The 21,548-nt window shown below is 67.9% G+C and carries 24 protein-coding genes; 17 read left to right on the forward strand and 7 right to left on the reverse strand.

All coding sequences use genetic code 11. From position 1 onward, the window contains the following. Nucleotides 1-111: 111 nt before the first annotated feature. From Q664_RS27790 to Q664_RS27810, 5 genes are all read right to left on the reverse strand, one after another. Nucleotides 112-888, reverse strand: coding sequence for an AAC(3) family N-acetyltransferase (locus Q664_RS27790; RefSeq protein WP_043402364.1), 777 nt, complete (start codon nt 886-888; stop codon nt 112-114). Nucleotides 889-954: 66 nt separating this feature from the next. Beyond that, the gene (locus Q664_RS27795) at nt 955-1,920 is read right to left on the reverse strand and encodes a hypothetical protein (RefSeq protein ID WP_052518743.1); all 966 of its coding nucleotides are present in this window, start codon (nt 1,918-1,920) and stop codon (nt 955-957) included. Next, nucleotides 1,920-2,396 (reverse strand): ABA4-like family protein, encoded by a 477-nt coding sequence (locus tag Q664_RS27800; protein ID WP_052518744.1) that lies wholly within the window; start codon nt 2,394-2,396, stop codon nt 1,920-1,922. Before Q664_RS27800 ends, Q664_RS27795 begins: the two co-directional genes overlap by 1 nt. Nucleotides 2,397-2,505: 109 nt before the next feature. Further along, the gene (locus Q664_RS27805; RefSeq protein WP_043402366.1) at nt 2,506-3,438 is read right to left on the reverse strand and encodes a glutathione S-transferase family protein; all 933 of its coding nucleotides are present in this window, start codon (nt 3,436-3,438) and stop codon (nt 2,506-2,508) included. Between the two features lie 89 nt (nt 3,439-3,527). Then, complete coding sequence (locus Q664_RS27810; RefSeq protein ID WP_043402368.1) at nt 3,528-3,818, reverse strand: DUF2277 domain-containing protein; 291 nt, start codon at nt 3,816-3,818, stop codon at nt 3,528-3,530. 259 nt (nt 3,819-4,077) lie between these two features. On the opposite strand from Q664_RS27810, the gene Q664_RS52720 reads away from it, so the two are divergent. The 6 genes from Q664_RS52720 to Q664_RS27840 are packed head-to-tail and all read left to right on the forward strand — an operon-like array spanning nt 4,078 to nt 9,875. After that, on the forward strand, nt 4,078-4,839 hold the full coding sequence (locus tag Q664_RS52720) for a Coq4 family protein (RefSeq protein ID WP_052518745.1): 762 nt from the start codon (nt 4,078-4,080) through the stop codon (nt 4,837-4,839). Then, nucleotides 4,836-5,480: a TetR/AcrR family transcriptional regulator gene (locus Q664_RS27820; protein ID WP_043402369.1), complete on the forward strand. Its 645-nt coding sequence runs from the start codon at nt 4,836-4,838 to the stop codon at nt 5,478-5,480. The genes Q664_RS52720 and Q664_RS27820 overlap by 4 nt, the downstream gene beginning before the upstream one ends. A gap of 24 nt (nt 5,481-5,504) precedes the next feature. After that, complete coding sequence (locus Q664_RS27825) at nt 5,505-6,749, forward strand: NAD(P)/FAD-dependent oxidoreductase (RefSeq protein ID WP_043402371.1); 1,245 nt, start codon at nt 5,505-5,507, stop codon at nt 6,747-6,749. Between the two features lie 29 nt (nt 6,750-6,778). Beyond that, complete coding sequence (locus Q664_RS27830; RefSeq protein WP_043402373.1) at nt 6,779-7,105, forward strand: 2Fe-2S iron-sulfur cluster-binding protein; 327 nt, start codon at nt 6,779-6,781, stop codon at nt 7,103-7,105. Between the two features lie 51 nt (nt 7,106-7,156). Beyond that, a complete protein-coding gene (locus Q664_RS27835) occupies nt 7,157-8,404 on the forward strand; it encodes a cytochrome P450 (protein WP_063934771.1) in 1,248 nt (415 codons plus the stop codon). Between the two features lie 13 nt (nt 8,405-8,417). After that, on the forward strand, nt 8,418-9,875 hold the full coding sequence (locus Q664_RS27840) for a DHA2 family efflux MFS transporter permease subunit (RefSeq protein WP_043402379.1): 1,458 nt from the start codon (nt 8,418-8,420) through the stop codon (nt 9,873-9,875). 106 nt (nt 9,876-9,981) lie between these two features. Here the strand turns inward: Q664_RS27840 and Q664_RS27845 are convergent, their stop codons facing one another. Next, the gene (locus tag Q664_RS27845; RefSeq protein ID WP_052518746.1) at nt 9,982-10,416 is read right to left on the reverse strand and encodes an Lrp/AsnC family transcriptional regulator; all 435 of its coding nucleotides are present in this window, start codon (nt 10,414-10,416) and stop codon (nt 9,982-9,984) included. A 132-nt stretch (nt 10,417-10,548) separates the two neighbouring features. Between Q664_RS27845 and Q664_RS27850 the strand changes: the two genes are divergently transcribed. Continuing rightward, on the forward strand, nt 10,549-11,121 hold the full coding sequence (locus Q664_RS27850) for a cysteine hydrolase family protein (protein WP_043402384.1): 573 nt from the start codon (nt 10,549-10,551) through the stop codon (nt 11,119-11,121). 47 nt (nt 11,122-11,168) lie between these two features. On the opposite strand, the gene Q664_RS27855 is transcribed toward Q664_RS27850, so the two are convergent. Then, complete coding sequence (locus Q664_RS27855; RefSeq protein ID WP_043402386.1) at nt 11,169-11,783, reverse strand: glutathione S-transferase family protein; 615 nt, start codon at nt 11,781-11,783, stop codon at nt 11,169-11,171. Nucleotides 11,784-11,887: 104 nt separating this feature from the next. Between Q664_RS27855 and Q664_RS27860 the strand changes: the two genes are divergently transcribed. From Q664_RS27860 to Q664_RS27905, 10 genes are all read left to right on the forward strand, one after another. After that, a complete protein-coding gene (locus Q664_RS27860; protein ID WP_043402389.1) occupies nt 11,888-12,787 on the forward strand; it encodes a LysR family transcriptional regulator in 900 nt (299 codons plus the stop codon). Nucleotides 12,788-12,800: 13 nt separating this feature from the next. Next, a complete protein-coding gene (locus Q664_RS27865; RefSeq protein WP_043402392.1) occupies nt 12,801-13,334 on the forward strand; it encodes a hypothetical protein in 534 nt (177 codons plus the stop codon). Next, nucleotides 13,331-13,852, forward strand: a complete 522-nt coding sequence (locus tag Q664_RS27870) for a hypothetical protein (protein WP_043402394.1) — start codon at nt 13,331-13,333, stop codon at nt 13,850-13,852. The genes Q664_RS27865 and Q664_RS27870 overlap by 4 nt, the downstream gene beginning before the upstream one ends. 175 nt (nt 13,853-14,027) lie before the next feature. Beyond that, nucleotides 14,028-15,035 (forward strand): ferritin-like domain-containing protein, encoded by a 1,008-nt coding sequence (locus tag Q664_RS27875; protein WP_043402396.1) that lies wholly within the window; start codon nt 14,028-14,030, stop codon nt 15,033-15,035. A gap of 163 nt (nt 15,036-15,198) precedes the next feature. Beyond that, complete coding sequence (locus tag Q664_RS27880) at nt 15,199-15,660, forward strand: carboxymuconolactone decarboxylase family protein (RefSeq protein WP_043402398.1); 462 nt, start codon at nt 15,199-15,201, stop codon at nt 15,658-15,660. Next, complete coding sequence (locus tag Q664_RS27885) at nt 15,650-16,528, forward strand: sigma-70 family RNA polymerase sigma factor (RefSeq protein ID WP_043402400.1); 879 nt, start codon at nt 15,650-15,652, stop codon at nt 16,526-16,528. Before Q664_RS27880 ends, Q664_RS27885 begins: the two co-directional genes overlap by 11 nt. Before the next feature lie 243 nt (nt 16,529-16,771). Further along, nucleotides 16,772-17,134 carry a hypothetical protein gene (locus Q664_RS62720; protein WP_160174519.1) on the forward strand — a complete coding sequence of 121 codons (363 nt, stop codon included), beginning with the start codon at nt 16,772-16,774 and terminating at the stop codon, nt 17,132-17,134. Between the two features lie 222 nt (nt 17,135-17,356). Beyond that, nucleotides 17,357-18,934 (forward strand): serine hydrolase, encoded by a 1,578-nt coding sequence (locus Q664_RS27895; protein ID WP_043402406.1) that lies wholly within the window; start codon nt 17,357-17,359, stop codon nt 18,932-18,934. A gap of 274 nt (nt 18,935-19,208) precedes the next feature. Further along, entirely contained in the window at nt 19,209-19,916 is a 708-nt protein-coding gene (locus Q664_RS27900) for an SDR family oxidoreductase (protein WP_043402409.1), read from the forward strand. A gap of 667 nt (nt 19,917-20,583) precedes the next feature. Continuing rightward, nucleotides 20,584-21,546 carry a hypothetical protein gene (locus tag Q664_RS27905; RefSeq protein ID WP_235216901.1) on the forward strand — a complete coding sequence of 321 codons (963 nt, stop codon included), beginning with the start codon at nt 20,584-20,586 and terminating at the stop codon, nt 21,544-21,546. Nucleotides 21,547-21,548 lie beyond the last annotated feature (2 nt).

The raw sequence follows: 21,548 nt of genomic DNA on the forward strand, positions 1-21,548 counted from the left end.
TTACGTATCAGTCGGGCCCGCTATTGCGAACACCCCACCGATTCACGGGATGTTGCTGGGGAACTCACAGCCCTCGGCCGTGTCCTGGCCGGGGTCGTCGGCGCCGCCGCGTCACATCTTCCGGACGCTGGCACGCGCCAGGTCGCACTCCTCGCAGTGCTCCTCTGGTGCACAGAGGAACACGAGCGGGTCCGCCGCGAGGAGCTCGAGCGCCACGGAGACGATGGCGCTGGAGTCGCACAGCCGTGCCTGGGCGTGGCCCACGACGCCCTCGTGCTGCAACGCGCGCGCACGCAGCGGCGCGTCGACCCGGTTGAAGCCCCGGCAGCAGTGATCGGTCTCGGGAATCATCACGGTCCGGGCGGCACCGTCGACCTCGACGACGCAGGGGTGTTCGATGGAGTAGGGGACTCCCGCGAGGGCCTCCGCCAGGTGCAGGGTCGTGTCCTCGCTGTGGCTCACGCCGAGGAGCAACACCTGTCCGGAGAGGTCGTGGACCCGGCCCACCGGGCTGTCCGGGCCGTGTGGCGGCGCCAGCGGTTGGGGTGCGCAGATTCGCTCGGCCATCGGGCCCACGGCCGCGAACGAGCCTCCCGGGTGCGTGCTGCGCCGGACGCCCGGCTGTCTCCAGAACAGCTCGGCGGTGATGCCCATGTCGCACGTCGGCGTCGAGGCGGGATCGAAGATCGACTCACCATCGGTCATCGTCGGCATGACCAGCGTGCCCTCGTCCCCGAGCGCGGACCTCAGTGCGGCGATCAACCCCAGGGGGCCCCCCTCCACCGGGCGCACCGCCCTGAACGACGTGTGCACCAGCAACACGCCGCCCCGCCGTACACCCAGGGTCCGAAGCTGGGTGGTGACCTGCTCGATGCTCATCTCCACCATCGTGTCGCTCCGTCCGCCGGGTTCAAGGGAGGCGTTGGGACTCTACGATGGGGACCCGCCCCGGTGTCAGGCCACCGCGGCGGAGACGGGCGGGCGGCGCAGCGTGGCGGCGGCGGTGCCCAGGGCGGCCGTGACCACCAGTGCCAGGGCCCAGAGCCCCACCGCGTCCCACTGGACGAGGGACTGGCCCCGGAGCGCCTGCATCGCGAGCGCCAGCATCACTCCCGTGTAGGCGATGCCCGTGGCCCGGACGGCGGCCAGACGCTGCGCCTCGGAGCGGTGCCGCCGGCGCGCGAGCAGCGCCGCGAGGATGGGCAGCACCTGCATGGCGTGCAGCCCGAGGAAGTGCGCCGGCCGCATGTCACCGGCCTGGGTGCTCCAGCCGACCAGGGGCAGTCCCGGGCCACCGTCCGGCGCGCCGAAGGTGTGCGAGCCCGCTTCCACCACCCGCTGCCCGGCCCGCATGGCCTCGAGCTGCGCCGCGTTCGGGTTCGTCATGAAGTACCCGAGCCCCATGCCGATCACCGCCGCGATGAAGCCGATGCGCAGTGCCGCCGCGAGCGGGCGATCCGCCAGCCTCGAGCGCAGCAGGGCAACCGCGAGCACGATCATCGTCACCCACAGCACCGTGATGGCGATGCCCATCGTGCTGAAGATGGCGGCGTCGAACGGGGTGGCGATGTTGAAGTGGCTGCGGACCCCGCGCGCCGCCTGGAGCGTGATGGCGACCATCTCCAGGGCCCCCGCCGCGGCGAGGATGTTCCCCGAGATGCGCACGAGCCGCCGCTTCTCGGAGAGGAAGGAGAAGAAGTACAGCACGGTGGCGTTGTACGCGGCCAACGACACGTAGAACTTCATCGGCTTGAGCCAGATGGGCTCGCCCACCAGCTGCCGGGGATCCAGGAAGAGTCCCATCGTGGTGAGCACGGCCCCGAGCACCATGAGCACGGTGGAGATGGCGAGGGGCGGAGACAGGGCCCAGGCACGGCTCCAGAGCGAGCGCATGGACGGGGCGGAGGGGGTGGCGGACATCAGCGGACTCCTTCGTTGGCCAGGGGGGCGGCCGGCTGGGGCAGCGAGGCGATGGCGGGCAGGAAGCGCCGGGTGAAGAGACGGACGGCCGCGTAGGCGAGGTAGCCGGTGGGGCCGAGCAGGAAGGTCAGGACGAGGCAGGGCGCGACGAGCAGGTGGGGGATGCCGCGGCGCTGCGCATCCGCCAGCACGACCCGGCCCACCAGGAAGTCGAACGCGAGGTAGTGGATCCACCCGGCGAGCAGCATGCCGGGGCGCTGCAAGGCGGCACCGATGTGCTCCAGCGTGTCGAACTGGCTGAGCAACCCCGGCAGGTGCGGCGCCACCAGCGCCAGGTAGACGACACCAATCACCAGGGGAATCACGTCGCTCTCCAGCACCCACCGCGTGAACCGGGTCCGAGGGGCCAGGAGCATCGCCGCCCACCCCACCAGCACCGGGACGTTCAACACCTTCAGGATCAGCTCGCCGTCCATGGCTCCTCCAGCGGTTCATCCGCTTTGATGTTTCTCATGTAAACATCAGATGTGGTCAGTGTCAACATGCCGTGGAACGAAGGCCCGCCGGTGGGCGAGCCCCTGGCTCCTACTCGACCTTGCGAACCTGGAAGCCGAGGCGGGGGAAGTGCACGACGACCTCGCCCGCGCGCGCATCCACGCGCCGGACCGCGACCTCATTGGGGCGCGACAGCACGAGCTCACCCTCCACCGGGTCGAGGCCGTAGTCGGTGGGGGAGACCGTCACGCGTGCGCCTCGCGAGAGGCCGTGCAGGTCGAGGAAGGCCTCACCGTCCGTGGGCCGCGGCTTGCTGGCGGCGGCGAGCGCGACGGCCTCACCGCTCTCCATCTTGTCGAAGGTGCCGTGACCGATCGCCTGCATGCGCTCCATCCAGGCCACCAGGCGCGGGTGGGAATCGAGGAGGCTCGCGACGGCACCGGCCCGGCGGATGAACCAGAGCGGATGGTAGACGGAGAAGTCGGCGATGCTCGTGGAAGCGCCGAGCAGCCAGTGCCGGCCGTCCCCGAGCTGGGCTTCGAGTTGCTCGAGGTACAGCCGCATCGCTCCGGTGGCTTCCGCGGCGGCCATGGGTGGCACATTGGCGCGGAAGGCGGCGCGGTCGGCGAGGAACGCCTTGGCCTGCTCGGGCGGTAGACCCTCGAACATGGCCTTCAGGCCCGCGGGCTGGAAGGTGTAGGGAATGGCGGCCCAGAACAGCGCGGAGTCCGCCCACTGCGCCTGGGTGCGTGCCAACCCCGCCGATTCCACGGGGTACAGCGTCGGCGTGGGAGCGAGCCGCTCCAGCACGTCGGCGATCAACGCCGTATCACAATAGATGTCCGCGCCGATCTGCAGGAGCGGGGTCTTGCGATAGCCGCCCGTCAGCGCGATCACATCCGGCTTGGGCATGATCGGGGGAATGAAGACGGAGGTCCATTGCAGGCCCTTGAAGCCGAGAATGGCGCGGATCTTCTCGGAGAAGGGCGAGCGCGGGTAGTGGTGGAGGAGGAGTCGGGACATGCCCCGAGTCTTCCCGGGACGCGCTCACACAGGCGAGCGGGAAATTCCCGGGGTGCTCTCCACTCCGCATTCCGCTGCTGGAGCGGTGATCAGCCCGCTCTACCCGCCGGCCGTGGCTTGAAGCGCAGGCGCGAGCGCTCACGCGCTTTGTGGGCCTCGACCTCGCGGTCTCGTGGCTGGGCCGTCGTGGACAGGGAGTCGAGCAGCACGCGGGCGGTGGCCGTGACGTCCTCCACGGCTTTCGTGAAGGCCGCTTCGTTGGCCTGGGAGGGCTTGTTGAAGCCGCTCAGCTTGCGCACGAACTGCAAGGCAGCCGCACGGATCTCATCTTCCGTGGCGGGCGGCTCGAAGTTGAACAGCGTCTTGATGCTCCGGCACATGGCGGCCTCCAATGCTCGACCTGTGTGGAGGATAAGCGCAACGAGGCCCAGCGCGACGGGGTCCATCCCGGGCTCCTCTCCGCTCGCTCCGGACACGCCTCTCGGGCATGCCCCGAGGCTCGGCAGCCCCGTCACCGCACCGCCGGGCAGCCCGGGGCCCAGGCCTTGATTTAAGTCGGTTGACTTCATCAGTCGATTGACTTAATTCTCTTCGCGTGGGCTCGAGGACGAGCCACTACCCCCCGGAGGCCATGAGGTCATGATGAGTGCCGACGACCGCGCGCAGGTCCTGGATGAGCCGTTCCACGCTCCCCCTCCGCCGAAGCCTCCGATCGATCCCAAGACCCTGGTCCTGCCCGAGAACGCCTCCCTGTTCACCCGCCTGCGCCTGGCGACCCGGATCCTGAAGGTGATTCCAGGCAACGAGGGCAATCCCGACTACGGCCAGACGATCAACATCTGCCTGGACCTCAACGTCTACGCCACGCTCGTCCAGCGGCTCCAGCGCAGCGAGGACGGGCGCCGCATGCTGTCCGAGCGCCCCTCTCTCGAGGCCAAGGATCTGGATCTGAACGCGCTCGAGCGCCTGCCGGAGGGAACACTCGGCCGTGAGTACGCGCGCTACTACCGCGACAACAAGATCTTCCCGTTCGAGACGACGCTGAAGATCAAGAACGACATCGACTACATCGGCAAGCGCTACCGCGAGACGCATGACGTGTTGCACCTGCTGACGGGCTACGGCACGGACGTGGTGGGCGAGATGGAGCTGCAGGCGTACGTCCTGGGCAACCTGGGGATCCACACCGCGAGGCTCATCCTGACGATGGGCACGCTGGGACAACTCAAGACGCCGCAGTCCGGCGTGGCGCGCTCCGAGTACCTGCGGCGCGTGTGGGCCGCCTATCACCGGGGCCGTGCGTCCAAGCTGTTCCTCGACTTCTGGTTCGAGCACCACTGGGAGACGCCCGTGGCCACGCTGCGTGAGCGGTTGTGCGCCCACGTGGAGCCACTGCATTGAGCTCGGGCAAGTCCGACCGGAGCAGCGAGACCCGTGAGCTGCTCCTCGTCACGGCGGAGCGGTTGTTCGCGGAGCACGGGGTGGAGGCGGTCTCCAACCGCCAGGTGAGCGAGGCGGCGGGCCAGTCGAACAACTTCGCGGTGGGCTACCACTTCGGCACCAAGGATGACCTCGTGGTGGCCATCGTGCGCCGGCACTCCGAGTCGATCGAGCGGCGGCGGACCGAGATGCTGGCGGAGATCACCGGCTCACCTGATCTGCGCGACTGGATGTCCTGCCTCGTGAAGCCCAACGTCGAGCACCTCGCTTCGCTGGGCAGCCCCTCCTGGTACGCGCGGTTCCTCGCGCAGATCATGACCCATCCCTCCTTGCGGAAGCTGGTGAGCAGCGAGGCGGCGTCCTCGCCCTCGATGCAGGAGACCATCGAAGGCGTCTTCCGGCTGCTCCCGCGTCTCCCCGAGGACGTGAAGCAGGAGCGGGGAGACATGTGCCGGTTGCTGATCGTTCACATGTGCGCCGAGCGGGAACGCGCGCTGCAAGCAGGCACCGCGGCACCCCGCTCGACCTGGGAGTCCACCGCTTCCGGGCTGGTCGACGCGATCGTCGGATTGTGGCTGGCCCCCGTCACCGCCCGCCGGTGAGCTCGCTGGAGGAACATCGTGGCAATGGAAGAGCGCATCGTCATCGTGGGTGCCGGCCAGGCCGGTGGCGAGCTGGCCGCCGGCTTGCGGAAGCACGGCTACAAGGGGCGCGTCCTCCTGCTGGGAGACGAGGCGCATCCTCCCTACCAGCGGCCTCCGCTCTCGAAAGGCTTCCTGCAGGGGAAGGTGGCGCTGAGCGACCTCTACCTCAAGCCGCTGGCGACCTATGAGCGCTTCGAGATCGAGCTGAAGACCGGCACGCGCGTCGAGGCCATTCACCGCTCCTCGCGGGAGATCTCCCTCGGGGATGGGAGCCGGCTCGGTTACGACAAGCTCGTGCTGGCCACGGGAGGCCGGGCGCGTCCGTTGAATCTTCCCGGGCTGGAAGGGGCCCGGCCCGAGAACCTGTTCGCCCTGCGCTCCATCTCCGACGTGGAGGCGATGCGTGGGCGGTTCGTTTCCGGCAATCGGCTGGTCATCATCGGTGGCGGCTACGTGGGACTCGAGGTCGCGGCGGTGGCCGTACAGCTCGGGCTCCAGGTGACGCTGCTCGAGGCGGCGCCTCGCCTGCTCTCCCGCGTGACGGGGCCGGAGGTGTCCTCGTTCATCGAGCGGCTCCACCGCGAGCGGGGCGTACAATTCCGGCTCGCGTGCGAGGTGCGGGGCCTGGAGCTCGACGAGGCGCGGCGCCAGGTGCGCGGGGTGAGCCTCGCGTATCAGGGCGTACCGGAGCTGCTCGAGGCCGACCTGGTGCTGGTGGGAATCGGCCTCACTCCCAACACGGAGCTGGCCTCCGCGGCGGGCCTGGCCGTCGACAATGGCATCGTCGTGGACGAGTACGCCTGTACGGCCGATCCGGACATCCTCGCCGTCGGGGACTGCGCGAATCAGCCCAGTGCCTACACGGGTGGACGCATCCGGCTCGAGTCCGTGCCCAATGCCATCGAGCATGCGCGTGTCGCGGTGGCCACGTTGATGGGCAAGCGGGAGCCGTATGCCGCCATTCCCTGGTTCTGGTCGGACCAGTACGGCTTGAAGCTGCAGATGGTGGGGCTCTCCACCGGCTACGAGCAGTGCGTCACGCGGGGCTCCGCCGAGGGCAAGGAGTTCTCGGCCTTCTACCTCAAGGACAGACGGGTCATCGCCGCGGACGTCATCGGCAGGCCCGCGGAGTTCATGGTCGCGAAGCGGCTGGTGTCGAGCCGGGTGGAGGTGGACGCCACCCGCCTGGGCGATGCGGCCGTTCCGCTCAACAGCTTCGCTGCCTGAAGACAGACAACACCCGGAAGGAATCCAACATGGCGAAGATCACATTCATCGAGGCGGACGGGAAGGAGCACCAGGTCGAGGCGCAGGAGGGCCAGTCCGTCATGCAGGCGGCGATGGATAACCTCGTGCCGGGAATCGTCGCCGAGTGCGGCGGTTTCGCCAGTTGCGCGACCTGCCACGGCTATGTGGATGAGGCCTGGACGACGAAGCTCCCCGCGCCGGATGCGGCGGAGGAGGGGATGATCTCCTGCGCCTACCACGTGCAACCCAACAGCCGGCTGACCTGTCAGCTCAAGGTGACGCCCGCGCTGGACGGGCTGGTGGTCCGTCTCCCCGTCTCGCAGACGAGCGAGTGAGGACCGGACAGGTCCCCGCGCTTCTTCCTCCAACAACCCGAGAGTTCGAACATGAGCGCCTTTAGCGGACAGAAGTTGGACAAGATTCCCGCGCACGTCCCGCCGGAGCTGGTCTACGAGTACGACAACGCCAGGGATCCTCGGATGTTGGAGGATCCTCACGCCCGGATGCGCTCGCTCATCCTCGAGGCCCCGCCCATCTTCTTCTCCCCGTTCAATGGGGGCATGTGGTTCGTGACCCGGAAGAAGGCCATCGTGGACATCACGATGAACCCGGAGGTCTACAGCAACGGCTTCCTCGCCGCCGCTGCCTCGGGGGAACACAAGGAGGGCCACGCGGGGGGCCACAAGGAGCAGCAGGGGTTCGTGATGCTGCCCATCGCGACGGATCCGCCGCAGCACACGGCGTACCGGGCACCGCTCAATCAGCCGCTGGCGGCCAAGACCCTTGCCGGACTCGAGACGGCGATCCGGGACATGGCGAACGAGCTCATCGACAAGGTGCTCGCCGCGGGGCGCTGCGACTTCTTCTCGGAGGTCGCCGAGCCGCTTCCCGTCACGTTGTTCATGAAGCTGGCCGGCATGCCGACCGACCGTCTGGCGGAGTTCCGTGACCTGGCCACGCAGGCGACGTCCGCCACGGTGGATGCCGCGACCCGCGAGATGACCTTCAAGCGCATCGCGGGAATCCTGGCGGAGGTCATCAAGGCCCGGCAGGAGAAGCGCGAGGATGATCTGATCAGCAAGCTGCTCGACGCGAACATCCAGGGCCGCAACCCCACGTTCCAGGAGATGCTGGGCTACAGCATCACCCTGTTCCTCGGGGGGCTGGAGACCGTGGTGAATGCCTTGAGCTTCGGTGTCCGGCACCTGGCGCGAGAGCAGGAGTTGCAGGCGAAGCTCCGGGCCGAGCCTGGCCTCATTCCCGGCGCCATCGAGGAGTTGCTGCGGCTCTATGGCATCGCGTCCACGCCCCGGCGGGTGATGCGCGACGAGGTCTGCCATGGCGTCCAGTTCAAGCAGGGCGACATGGTGTTGCTGCTCCTGCCCGCGGCCAACTACGACGACACGGCGTTCCCCAACCCCGAGCAGTTCATCCTGGGCCGGAAGGATCCGCACCAGACGTTCAACACGGGTCCGCACCGGTGCGTCGGGCTGAACCTGGCCCGCCTGGAGATGAAGGTGTTTTACGAGGAGTGGTTGAAGCGCGTACCGCCATTCCGGCTGGACCCCCAGGCGCCGCCGAAGTTCATGGGCGGTTTCAACCTGGCGATCACGAGCCTGCCGCTGATCTGGTAATCACCAGAGACCCATGAACCCACCCGAAGAGACACGGGCCACTCGTTTCTGGCCGTTCATGTTCGCCCTGTTCATCGGGTCGTTCATGTCCGTGCTGAGCTCCAGCACGATCACCATCGCCCTTCCCGAGCTGCAGCGGCACTTCGGTGCCGAGCTCTCCCTGCTGCAGTGGACGCTGACGGGCTTCATGCTCGCGATGGGCACGAGCGCGCCGCTCACCGGCTACCTGGGCGGGCGCTTCAGCTTCAAATGGGTGTACGTGGCCAGCCTGGTGGGCTTCATCCTGACGTCCGTGCTGTGCGGGGTGGCCTGGGACACGAACTCGCTGGTGGGCTTCCGGTTCCTGCAGGGCGCGTTCTGCGGCGCCATCATGCCGGTGACGATGACGCTCATCTACCAGCTCGTCCCACGGGAAAAGCAGGCGTTGGCCGCCAGTCTCTGGAGCCTGGCCTCGAGCCTCGCTCCCGCGTTCGGGCCGACCTTCGCGGGCTGGTTGATCACCCTGGGCAACTGGCGGTGGTTGTTCTTCTTCAACGTTCCGCTGGGCCTCGTCGCCGTGGGCCTGGCCATGCGGACCATTCCCTTCTACCGCCTGCAGGTCCCCAAGGCGTTCGATCTCCCCGGACTGCTCACCGTCATCACCGGCACCCTGTCGCTGCTGATCGCCCTGAGCCAGGGGCGGGCCTGGGGTTGGATGGATGTGAAGACCGTGTCCCTGTTCCTGCTCGGGACGCTGTCGCTGGTCGCCTTCGTCACCCGGGAGTTGAAGACGAGCGCTCCACTGCTCGACCTGCGGGTGCTCACGAACGGCCGCTATGTGGTGACGCTGCTCATCTCGAGCATCATCACCATCAGCCTGTACTCGGGCGCGTTCCTCGTGCCGCTGTTCCTGCAGCAGGTCCAGGGCGTGACGCCGCTGGCGACGGGATTGATCCTCCTCCCGGCCTCCCTGGCCATGGCGCTCCTCATGCCCGTGGTCGGGCGCCTGTATGGCCCGATCGGGCCGAGCGCGCTCATGACGGTGGGCGTGCTGATGATCGCGGGAGGCACGTATGCGTTGAGCCGGCTGACGCCGGAGACTCCCCACGCCTACATGCTGGGGTGGATGGTGGTGCGGAACGTGGGAATCGCCCTCTCCATGATGCCGGCCAGCAACGCGGGCATGGAGCAGATCTCACGCGAGCTGAGCGGCCACGCCTCTTCCATCAGCAACTGGCTGCGAAACGTGTTCGGGGCGTTCTCGATCGCCATCTTCACGTCGCTCCTGTCCACCTTCACCGCCCGGGAGGCGGAGGTGCTCGTGAGGCAGGGGGTGACGGAGCGCCGCCACATCGAGTTGTTCTCGTTCGTGGAGGGCATCAACGACGTCTACCTGGTGGCCACGGCCATCGCCCTGGTGGCCGTGCCGCTCAGCCTCGGCATCCGCAAGCAGCAGCAGGTGAGGCTCCAGGCCGCCGCGGAAGCACGCTAGTGGAGTGTCCGCGAAGTCCTTGGACCTGGTCCGTCAGCGCTGTGGATGTCCCCTCTCCCTTTGGGAGAGGGTCAGGGTGAGGGTCTTCCCTCTGTACGACTGGACGTCAGCGCCGGTCCAGGTGCACGGCGAGCACCGGGGCCGTGGTGACGGCGCGCACCTCGGGGATGTGGGCCACGCGCTCGCGCAGGGCGTTCAGGGCCGTCATGTCGGGGACGCGTGCGCGGATGAGCATGTCGAGCTCGCCAGCGAGTGACTCGATGCTGAGCACTTCCGGCAGCTCGCGCACCTGGGGGGCCACACGGGGGCACGCGTGCCCCTCCAGCCGCACGAAGAGGTAGGCCTCCACGCCGGTGGGGGGCCCGCCGCTCCCTCTCCGGATGGTGTAGCCCTGGATGATGCCGTCGCGCTCGAGCCGGGCCACCCGCTCCTGGACCGCGGAGCGCGAGAGGCCCACCTTCGCCGCCAGCTTGGTGGCGGACTCCCGCCCATTCGCCTCCAACAGGGCGAGGATCCGCCCGTCCAGCTCGTCCAGCGCCATACCCGTCGCCTCCTCCCGAGGGCCCATCCCCGGTGCTCACCGGCACTTCGCCGGTGGAGCGGCAGTCCGCCACCTATCGACCGGCGGCTGTACTCCCTAGGGTGCCGTTTCACCACTCACGGGAGCAAGTACATGGAACTCCACGACCGCGCGGCGCTCATCTCCATCGACGTGCAGCAGGGCTTCGACGACCCTTCCTGGGGCCCGCGAAACAACCCCCACATGGAGGCGCACGGGCTCCAGCTCCTGGCGGCCTGGCGGCACTCCGGGCGGCCGCTCGTCATCGTGCGCAATGACAGTCCCTCGCCCACCTCGCTGCTGCGGCCAGGGCAGCCGGGCAACGCGCTCAAGCCGGGCTTCGAGCCGCTCGCCGGCGAGCCGCTGATCACCAAGAGCGTGAACAGCGCCTTCATTGGCACCGACCTGGAGGCGCGCCTGCATGCGGCTGGCGTGCGGCAGGTCGTTCTCTTTGGAATCGCCACGGACATGTGCGTCTCCACCACCGCGCGCATGGCGGCCAACCTCGGCTTCGAGCTGGTGGTGGTGGGTGATGCCTGCCACACCTGGGCGCAACGGGCACCCGATGGCACCTTGTTCGACGCGGACACCATGCACCGCGTGCATCTGGCCACCCTGGCGACCGAGTTCGGCCGCGTGGTGGACACCGCGGATGTGCTGCGGGCGCTCGCGGCGCGGGCGGCCTGAGACGCGCCCGGTGGAGTCAGTGGGCCAGGACGACCCATCGGAGCGCCTCACCCCGAGACGGCCTTCCGCACGGCCGGACGTTGTACGTGGCGCCTGACGTATTCCACCAGCCGCGGATGCCCGTCGAGCAGTCCGAGCGTGTGGGCCAGGTGCAGGATGGACACCATCACCACATCGGCGGCGGTGAACGCCCCTCCCACGAGGAACTCCCGGTCGCCGAGGCCTCTCTGGATGGTCTCGAGCATGGTCCCGAGGCGGGTCCTGTGCTTCGTGAGTTCTTCTTCCGAGTGCGCGCCAGGCTTCTGCTCCTCGGACGACCGGACGTCCCAGTAGAACGCCAGCACCACGGGATCGAGGCTCACCTCGGCGAAGGCCATCCAGTGGTAGTAGGGGCCGCGCTCCGCGGAGTCTATGGGCGGCGCCAGATGCTTCTCCGGGAAGCGGTCGGCCAGATAGAGGCAGATGGCCAGGGACTCGAGCAGCGTGACGTCTCCGTCCACCAGGGCGGGGAGCTCGCCCAGCGGATGCACGGCCAGGTAGGCGGGGGTGGTGTTCTCCTGTCGAGCGAGATCGAGCCTGACCAGCTCGTAGGGCACCCCGAGCTCCTCCAGCAGCCATCGGGCACGCGTCGCTCGGGTTCGAGGGGCAAAGTAGAGCTTCATGTGTTGCGCTCCTGCGGTGGGCGGGAGGCGCCAACATGCGACGTCCGGGGGGCCCGAACAATAGGGGCGCGGGTGGACGCATTGTCAGGCTAGGCTTGACAGTCATGATCTCACCCGCCGACATGATGCTCTTCGCCGCGGTCGTTCGTGAGGAGAGCTTCACCCGGGCCGCGCGCCAGCTCGGCATCACCAAGCAGACCATCAGCGAGCGCATCAGCAAGCTGGAAGAGCGGCTCGGCGTGCGGCTCCTGGAGCGAACGACACGGCGCGTGCGGGTCACCGGGGCCGGAGTGACGTACTACGAGCGTTGCGCCGCCATCGCCGCGCAGATCGAAGAGGCGAACAGTGAAGTGCAACAGCGTCAGGCGGAGCCCGTCGGCCTGCTGCGGGTCTCCTCGCCGGTGCTCTACGGGCGGCGTTACCTGACACCCGTGATTTCGGAGTTCCTCACCCGCCATCCCCGGACGCAGGTGGAACTGGTCCTGGCGGATCGCCGTGTCCACCTCATCGAAGAGGGGCTGGATGTCGGGATTCACATTGGTCCGCTCGACGACTCGTCACTCGTGGCGCGAAAGCTCGGCGAGGGTCCAGTCCACTTCGTGGCGAGCCCCCGCTTCCTGTCGAAGTACGGCACGCCGAGCGCCCGCGAGCTCCGCTCCGCGCGCTGTATTGGCTTCAGTGCGTTCGAGACGTGGGAGGCGGAGGGGGTGAAGTCGCGAATCGAGCCGGTCCTGACCGTGAACGACCTCGAGTTCGCGTGTGAGGCGGCCATCGCCGGGGTCGGCATCGCGCGCGTGCCGGCCATCCTCTGCCGGGACGCGGTCCGGGACGGCCGGCTGAAGGTGCTCTTCGGTCCCAGGCCCGCCATGCTGCGGGCCATCCACGCCGTCTACCCGAGCCGGCTGAATCTTCCGGCCAAGGTCCGGCTCTTCGTGGACGCATTGGCAACGCTGGCCGAGCCGGTGCTGCCGCTCCAAAGCGGCTCGCGGCGAAAGCGCTCGTGAGAGGATGGCTGCCATGCTCTTCAAGATGTCGGTGTCGGCCCTCCCGGTGACCTTCACGCGCGGGCTCCTGTGTTGCGCATGGCTGGGGCTTGGGGCCCTGATGGGCACGAGCTGCCGGCCTCCCTTCGCGGCCTGCACCGATGACGCGCGGGAAGACGATGACACGCGGGAACAGGCGCTGGCGAACCCTCCCCTGTCACACGTCTTCGGCCATGGACCGTTGACGCTCGACGGCCAGGTGGCGTGCCCGGGGGATACGGACTGGCTGTACGCCTATGCGGACTGCTGCCACCCGGCCGGGGTGCGCGTGCGCTGGGAGGCGGCTCGGGGAGCGCTGGAGGTCGACCTCCTGGACGCGGAGGGCGTCCCCCTGCCGGTCCCCGGCACCTCGAGCGGCGATGGCCTCGGTGATGCTGAGCGCCGTGGGGGTGGAGAGGGGGCGCGACAGCTGGAGCTCCGCGATTGGCATTGGAGGCGCCGGGGCCGCACGGACGCCCACGGGCGTGTGGATCAGGCGAGTGACATCGTGGCAAGAGTGTGGAGATGAATCCAGAATCGGCTCTCGAGAACCTGCGGCGGTTGCTTCTGGGGCAGCGATGGATCGAGGGGACGCGGACCCTCGCGCCGTCCTCGCTCCTGTCCCTGTTCTACGGCGACCAGAGCTCCTTGAAGGAACTGCCCGCGCTGTCCGCGGCCATGGAGATCTGCGCGCGTGCTCATCCCACCATGCGCGCGGAGGAACTCGCGAGGCTGGATGACGCATTGTCGGAGGTGCTCGGAGAGGCGCAATCCGAGTTGGATCGCTGGCTCGAGGCCTGGCTGGATTCGAAGGTGGAGAAGGTGACGGAGCCGGATGAGCGCTTCGCCAGGAGTTCGGCCTTCGTGGAGCAGCTCCTCGGTGTCCCGGACGCACCTCGCATCCGGCTGAGCCTGCAGGACATCGAGCGCATGAATCAGGTGGACAGGGCCTTCACGAAGCTGTTCCGCCTGCCGACGCTGAAGTTGCTCGGCGGGGCCGGTGCTGCATGGCTGGTCGCATCACCCTCTCGGAGCCTCCGCCGCTGACGTGTCAGCCTCCATCACTGACGTGTCAGCCTCCGTTGCTGGCATGCTCCCAGGGGCGGGCATCACCGTAAGGGACTGAAATGACTGGCGCCTGTCTTCCGCGGGCTCCCTGGCGCGGACGTTGCTCTCCACGACATCCATCCACAGCACCCCCACGACAACCTCGGAGATCCTTGTGCAAAACAAAACCTGGACCGACGCCGCCCTCCTCGACCATCTCCAGAAAGCCGTCTACCTGGAGCTGTGGACCATCCCCCTCTACCTGACGGCCGCCTATTCCTTGCAGGTTCCTGGCACGGGCGCCGATTCTCCACCCCATGAGGTGACCCTCCGCGGCAAGAAGAACCCCAATCGCAGCCGGGAGCAGCTCGCCTTCAACAACATCTATTCGGTCGTCGTGCAGGAGATGCTGCACCTCGAGCTGGCCAGCAACCTCTTCAATGCGCTGTTCGCCCCCAAGGGATACTCGCCGAAGTTCACGGGCGAATGGGCGCCGCGGTACGACAGGTTCCCGTCCTGGATCGCGCTCAACAGGCCCGTGCAGCTCGGACCGGTGAACCCCGAGCAGATGTCCCTTCTGGCCGCCATCGAGACCCCCGAGCCCAAGACCGATGGCGCGCCGAACGGGCCGCAGGAGGTCTACGATTCCATCGGCCAATTCTACATGGCCATCGAGCAGGGCATCAATCAGCGCTGGAACGAGCTCTACCAGCCCGGCGCGGACCACCGGCAGAAGAGCGAGTTCGCCAACCCGCAGTACAAGAACGACGATTACACCGGATTCAGTAGCACCATCGGCGGCGACAGCCGCACCGCGCTCAAACAGGCGAATGGGGTGATCCAGGCCATCATCGGGCAGGGTGAGGGCAACCAGGGCCCGGTCATCGAGTCGGACCTTCGCCCCGAGGACGCGAACGATCTCGAGGATCAGTTCAGCCATTTCGCGCGATTCCGCATGGTGCAGGCGATGCTGAAGTTCGGCGGTCCGCTGAAGACCTATCCCACCACGGGGAGCAGTGGGCTCGCGGCCGCGCAGCAGCAGCTCACCGCGGGCTTCACGAGCCTCTTGTCCGCGTTGGAGAAGGGCTATGCGGGGGACGACGAGCTCGACCTCGGTAGCATGTGGGCTCTCCCCACGCAGATCGTGTCCGTGTGGGCCGCGGGAGGAGTGCCGCGGTTCTAGGCCCTCCGTACCCCATCCCGTCCGGGCGGGAATAGAACCCGCCCCGGAGCGGGCCTGGCGGATGAGCCGGAAAAATCATCGTGAGGCGGGGCCATGTCACGGCCGGCCCGGGTGTTTCGTCCTGGGGGCGGGCAGGTATTTTTCGCCCGGAATGGAGCCGCACATGGACCCGAGGTTGAATCCCTTCGCGACCGCGCCGGAACTGTTGAAGGCCATGATTTCCCTGAGCGAGAAGGTCGAGAGCAGTGGGCTCGAGAAGAGCCTCCTGGAGCTGGTGAAGATCCGCGCCTCGCAGCTCAACGGATGCGCTTTCTGCATCCACATGCACACCCGTGACGCCCGCGCGCACGGGGAGACCGAGGAGCGCATCTACCTGTTGAATGGTTGGCGGGAGTCGCCCCTCTACACGGAGCGCGAGCGGGCGGCCCTGCGCTGGACCGAGGCCCTGACGCTCGTCTCCCAGACGCACGCCCCGGACGCGGACTACGAGGCGCTCCAGGCGCACTTCTCCCAGGAGGAGGTGGTGAAGCTGACCCTGGCCATCACCACCATCAACGCCTGGAACCGGATTGCCATCGGTTTCCGGAGCATTCATCCGGTAGCCTCGCGCAGTGATGCCGCCTGAAGACAGTCCCACGAGTACCTTCGATCCACTCCGCCCGCGCCTGCTCCGCATCGCCTACCGGATGCTGGGGAGTGCCGCGGAAGCGGAGGACGTGGTGCAGGACGCCTACCTGCGCTGGCACCAGACGGACCGGGCCGCCGTCCGGGACGCTGGCGCCGTGCTCGTGCGCACGGTGACGCGCCTGTGCCTGGACATCCTGAAGTCCGCCCGCGTCCGGCGCGAGGAGTACATGGGCACGTGGCTGCCCGAGCCCATCGTCGAGCCCATGGAGGGTGATGACTTGACGCTGACCCTGATGATGGCCCTGGAGCGCCTGTCACCCCTGGAGCGGGCCGCCTTCCTGCTCCACGACGTGTTCGGCATGGACTTCGACGAGGTGGCCCGGGCGATTGACCGCGATCCCGCCGCCTGCCGGCAGCTCGCCAGCCGGGCGCGCGGCCACGTGCGCGAGGCCCGGCCCCGCTTTCCCGTGACGGAAGACCAGGGGCGCGAGCTGGCCTCGGCGTTCTTCACCGCGACCCGGAGCGGAGACCTGGGCGCGCTCCAGGCGCTGCTCGCCCAGGACGTGGTCCTGTACTCCGACGGCGGCGGCAAGGCGAAGGCGGCCCTCAATCCCATCTACGGACTGGAAAAGAACCTGCGCTTCGTCACGGGGCTGCTGCAGCGCACGGGCCCCAACGCCTCCCGCCTCGTGTACGAGGGGAAGATCGACGGGCTGCCCGGCTTCGTGACCGTCGAGGCCGATGGCTTGTGGCAGAGCACGGCCCTCGCCATCGAGGAGGGCCGGATCGTCACCATCTACATCACGCGCAACCCCGACAAGCTGCGCGCGCTCCTCAAGTCCTTGCATGAGGACACGCCGTCCTAGCGGACGTCCCTCCATCCGGGTTCGCCCCCCTCTCCGCTTCCACTCCAGGGCAACCTCCAGTTCCTCTGAGCGGTGGGGGTTGCTTCCCGGCTTCGCGGCAGACGACCTTGTCGTGCCACCCCCTCAACGGAGCTGATGCTCTTGGATGTACCGTGCGTGGTTGTCTCCACCGAAAGCCGTTCCCGCCAGCAGCGCGCCTGCCAGTGTCAGCAGCTTCTTCGCTTGTCTCATGGCCCTCTCCTTTTGACCGCCAACGTCGGCCCCCGGGGCTCGAGCAAGGTGTACGTGCATTCCGTGGAGCGCGCCTCGCGCCAGCACCGCTTCTCCCGTGAGTGCTCGCTCCCGCTGCCGGTGCTCTCCATCGCCATGCCGGAAGAGACCTTCCGGGACTTCGCCGTGCCCGACGGTGGCGGCGTCCTCTACTCCGTCCGCACCCTGGAGGGCGTGACGCTGCGGCGCTACACCTGCCGCCGAGCCGCTGTCCGGTCAGAACCTGGTACGGATTTTCAGAACTTCACGACGACCGACTCGGCACTGCGGTTCGCGGGCCCGTGGAACACCACTTCCACGTTGTTTCCATCGGGATCGAGCAGGAAGGCCGCGTAGTAGCCGGGATGGTAGGGACGGATGCTGGTTCACCACCGTCACCACCTTCGGAGCCCCGCTTCATGCGCTGGCCGAGGAAATCACCATCGAGCAGTTCCATCCGCGCTGAGCCATGGGCGGCAAGAAGCGCCAGGCGGTGGACCGTGTATGCAATCAACTCCGAAGCTTTTCGTAGGCGTCTTGCCACGGCGGCTCATCACGAGCCCTCCCCGGAAGCCACCCATGAACCAGACTCCGTCCCGATTCGCCTCCATCACCCTCGCGGGCCTCGCAGCCATCGGTCTTCTCACGGCCGCGGACACGCGCAAGCCCGCCACCCAGTGGCTCGCGCGCCCCACCGAGGCCGCACGCATCGCCCGGGTGGAAGCGGGCCTCTCACCCATCACCCTCCCCGGCGAGGCCCCCCGTAGCCTGTCGCTCCAGCAATGGATGGAGCTGTACAAGATTCCCGGCGTCAGTATCGCCGTCTTCGACCAGGGCGCCCTCGTCTGGGCCAAGGCCTACGGCGTCAAGCAGGCCGGCGGCTCCGAGCCCGTCACCGTCGACACCCTCTTCCAGGCCGCTTCCATCAGCAAACCAGTCACCGCCCTCGCGGCCATGCACCACGCCGAGAAGCGGCACTGGCCGCTCGACGCGAACATCAATGAGCTCCTCACCTCGTGGAAGGTGCCGGACAACGACTTCACGAAGGAGCAGAAGGTCACCCTCCGCCGGCTGCTCGCCCACAACGCCGGCACGACGGTCCACGGCTTCCGCGGCTACGCGGCGGGTGAGCCCGTTCCCTCTCCCCAGGGGATTCTCGACGGCGAGACACCCGCGAACTCCGGCCCCGTGCGCGTCGACACCGTGCCCGGCACCGTGACGCGCTACAGCGGCGGCGGCACCGTCATCGTCCAGCAGATGCTCGTCGACCGGCTCCAGAAGCCCTTCCCGCACATCATGAAGGAGACCGTCTTCGCACCGCTCGGCCTGAAGCACAGCACCTTCGAGCAGCCCCTCCCCAAGGCCCTGGAGTCCCAGGCCGCCATCGGCACGCGCCCCGGCGGCACGAGCCTCGAGGGCCGCTGGCACACCTACCCGGAGATGGCCCCCGCCGGCCTGTGGACCACGCCGTCCGACCTGGCTCGCGTCGCCCTCGAGGTCTCCAAGGCCTGGAATGGCAAGTCCCGGCGCATTGTCTCCCCGGCCATGGCGAAGCAGATGCTCACCCGCCAGTCCGAGACCTTCGGCATCGGCTTCATGCGCAGCCCCGGCGTGGAGTGGTTCGGCCACGGCGGCGCGAACGAGGGCTACCGCGCCTTCTTCATGGCCTTCTCCGACTCGGGCAGCGGCCTCGCCATCATGACGAACTCGGATGACGGCTCGCGCCTCTTCGATCGACTCATCGCCAGCGTGGTCACCGAGTACGGCTGGAAGGGCTTCACCGCCATGCCCGACAGCCCGGCCACGACGGTGGACCTGGTCCTGCGCTTCCAGGGCACCGACGCCGCTCTCGCCTGGTTCAAGAACCACGAGAAGAACGCGGGCCCGGATGCGGAGCCCTCCTCCAGCATCCTCAACGAGATGGGGTACTCGCTGCTGCGCGAGAAGAAGGTCGCTGACGCCGTGAAGGTCTTCGAGGCCAACGCCGAACTCCATCCCGACGACGCCAACACCCACGACAGCCTTGGCGAGGCCTATGCCGAGGCTGGCCGGAAGGACGAGGCCATCAGCCGCTACAGGAAGTCGCTCGAGCTCGACCCGAAGAACGGCAACGCCGTGAAGATGCTGGAGAGGCTCGGCGCGGCCACCACGAAGTGATTGGGCTCTCGGGTTGGAGCCGCGTCAGGAAGGACAGGTCGCGTGCGGCTTCGGGGGCCACGACGAGGCGCGCGGCCTGGATCCTGATGACAGGCTCCCCTCCGAGAGGAGGGGCTCGCCTGTCCCTGGCTACCTCCCCCACTTCCCGAACACACAGGTGAGCACATTCCTACATGGTGGCTCGGTGGGGAACGGACGCGCGAAACGCGGAAATATGATGATCATCATATGAGCGGACCGTTTCCCAACCCCGGAACAACCCAGGAGCTGAACCATGGAGATCAAGAATGCAGTCGCGCTGGTGACCGGCGCCAACCGTGGCCTTGGACTCGCCTTCGCGCAGGTGTTGCTCGAACGCGGCGCACGCAAGGTCTACGCGGCCGCCCGAGATCCATCGACCATCTCATTGCCTGGCGTCGTGCCGGTCCGGCTCGACGTGACCCGGCCCGAACAGGTCGAGGCGATCGCGCGTGAGGCCCGGGACGTGACGCTGCTGATCAACAACGCGGGCATCCTGAAGCCGACGACGCTCCTCGCCCATGACGCCCAGGCCGCCGCGCGAGCCGAGCTCGAGACCAATTACCTGGGGCCGCTGGCGACGAGCAGCGCCTTCGCGCCGATCCTGGCCAGCCATGGCGGTGGCGCGATCGTCAACGTGCTGTCCGTGCTCAGCTGGCTGGCGTTCCCCGGCACGTCGACGTACAGCGCCTCGAAGGCCGCGGCCTGGGCGCTGACCAACGGACTGCGCAACGAGCTGCGTGGGCAGAAGACCCAGGTGCTGGGGCTGCACGTCGGCTACATGGACACCGACATGGCCCATGGCGTCAACGCGCCGAAATCCAGCCCCACCGAGGTGGTGCGCCTGACACTCGATGCGCTCGAAGCCGGTAGGGACGAGGTCCTCGCTGACGAGGTGAGCCGCAACGTCAAGCGGGGTCTGTCCGCCGAGCCGGGTGTCTATCTCGGCATTCCTGGCGCATGAGGCGCTCCCGGCCAAGAAGCTGACCGGGGAGCTCTACCTGCTGGCGACGAATGAGCTCACGGCGCACCAGATGGGCTACCCGGGACGCGGTGCCTGGACCGTGTTCGTGAGGAGGCCGGACGGTCGCCTGCGTCGACAGCGGGTTCGTCGTTCAATCGGAATTTGTCGGCGTTGCATGGGTCCTTTTTTCCTAGAGTGCTCCGGCCATGCAACTCACCCGAGACACCTTTCTCGCCCAGGCCGAAGCGACGCTCACCAGGCTCGACGGTTCCGTCCTCGCAGCCATCTCCCATCACGACGAACCCGATGTCGCCACCCTCGCGAACGCCTTCGGAGCAGGCAGGGCGCGCTCCGTCACGGAGTTCATCCAGGCGCTGTGCCCTGGGCCCCTCACGCACATCGGTCTCGCGGCCGTGGTGTTGCGGGAGCTGCTCGAGGCCCGGGACGAAGTCCTGGACGGCACGGTCTCCGAGCCAACGGTCGTCACCGGCCATGCGCGTGTCTCCGGGTCGCTGAGCGTCACCGCACCGCTCGTCGTCCTCGGTGACCTGGAGGTGAAGGGCGTCATCCGCGACGCTGGGCCCGACTCGACGGTCGTTGTCGTCGGCCGGTGCACCGCCTGGGGCTTCAGACGTCGGGGAACTTCCTGGTCCTCGGAGACCTCGTCGTGCGTGACGCCATCCAGGGCGTCTACAACGACGAGAGCCTCGTCGTCGCCGGTGCGCTCGAGACGCGCTTCCTCGACGAGAATGACCACGACATCGCCGTTCACGGAGAGGAGCGCGTGAAGCACCGGTTCGAGCTGGGACGCTCCGGAGAGGAAGCGGCGTCGCTGGCCTCCACCTTCCTCGTCCCCGGCCTCTACGACGTGGACCAGGGCGAGGTCCATCACGACGAACTCTTCGAGCGGATCTCCCGGAACGAGCCTGTCTTCACGGAAGCGCCCCAGCCGCGGCAGGTGAAGGAGCCGGACGCGCCCACGGACGAGGAGCTCCAGGGCATCGACGTGGCGGGCCTCGTCGCGCGTGCGCCGGTCCCGGTGAGCGCGCGCGCCATCCTCTACGCGCAGCGGAAGACGGGCGAGGTGTGGCTGACGGGCTCGGGTCAGTTCCCGGTGGTCATCTTCGACGGTGAGAAGTTCCTGGGACTGGAGCCCTCGCCGGCCCTCGAGGCGACACGGGCCTCGGAGCGCGTCACCTTCTGGCGCAAGCGTGGCGATCTGTTCCTGGAGATCGAGCGCTTCGAGGCCATCGTGCAGGTGCACGCGGGCTACAACAACGGAAGCAAGACGACGCTTCGCTTCGCCTTCGACAGCACGGACGAGGCCGTGCGCGCGGTGCGGCGGCTGGAGGCGCGCTATACAGGGGACTTCCTCCGCGTCACGACCGGGATTCCTGGCCGGGGCCTCCTGGAGCGGGAGCTTTCCAAGTACGCCAACGGGAAGTCCGACTACACGTCGGCCATCATCCAGGGGACGACGCTCGTGACGAGGGATGGCGTGAGCAAGACCTTCGACGATGAGGCCTCCGCGCTGATGGGGCTCGAGGACTGGCTTGCCCAGAAGCGGCAAGCCGGATTCGACCTGAAAATCCTCGAGTGGAAACCGTTCGGCCTCCTCGCGGCGCGGTAGGC

Origin of the sequence: Archangium violaceum Cb vi76 (genome assembly GCF_000733295.1) — a bacterium.
GTDB lineage: Bacteria > Myxococcota > Myxococcia > Myxococcales > Myxococcaceae > Archangium > Archangium violaceum.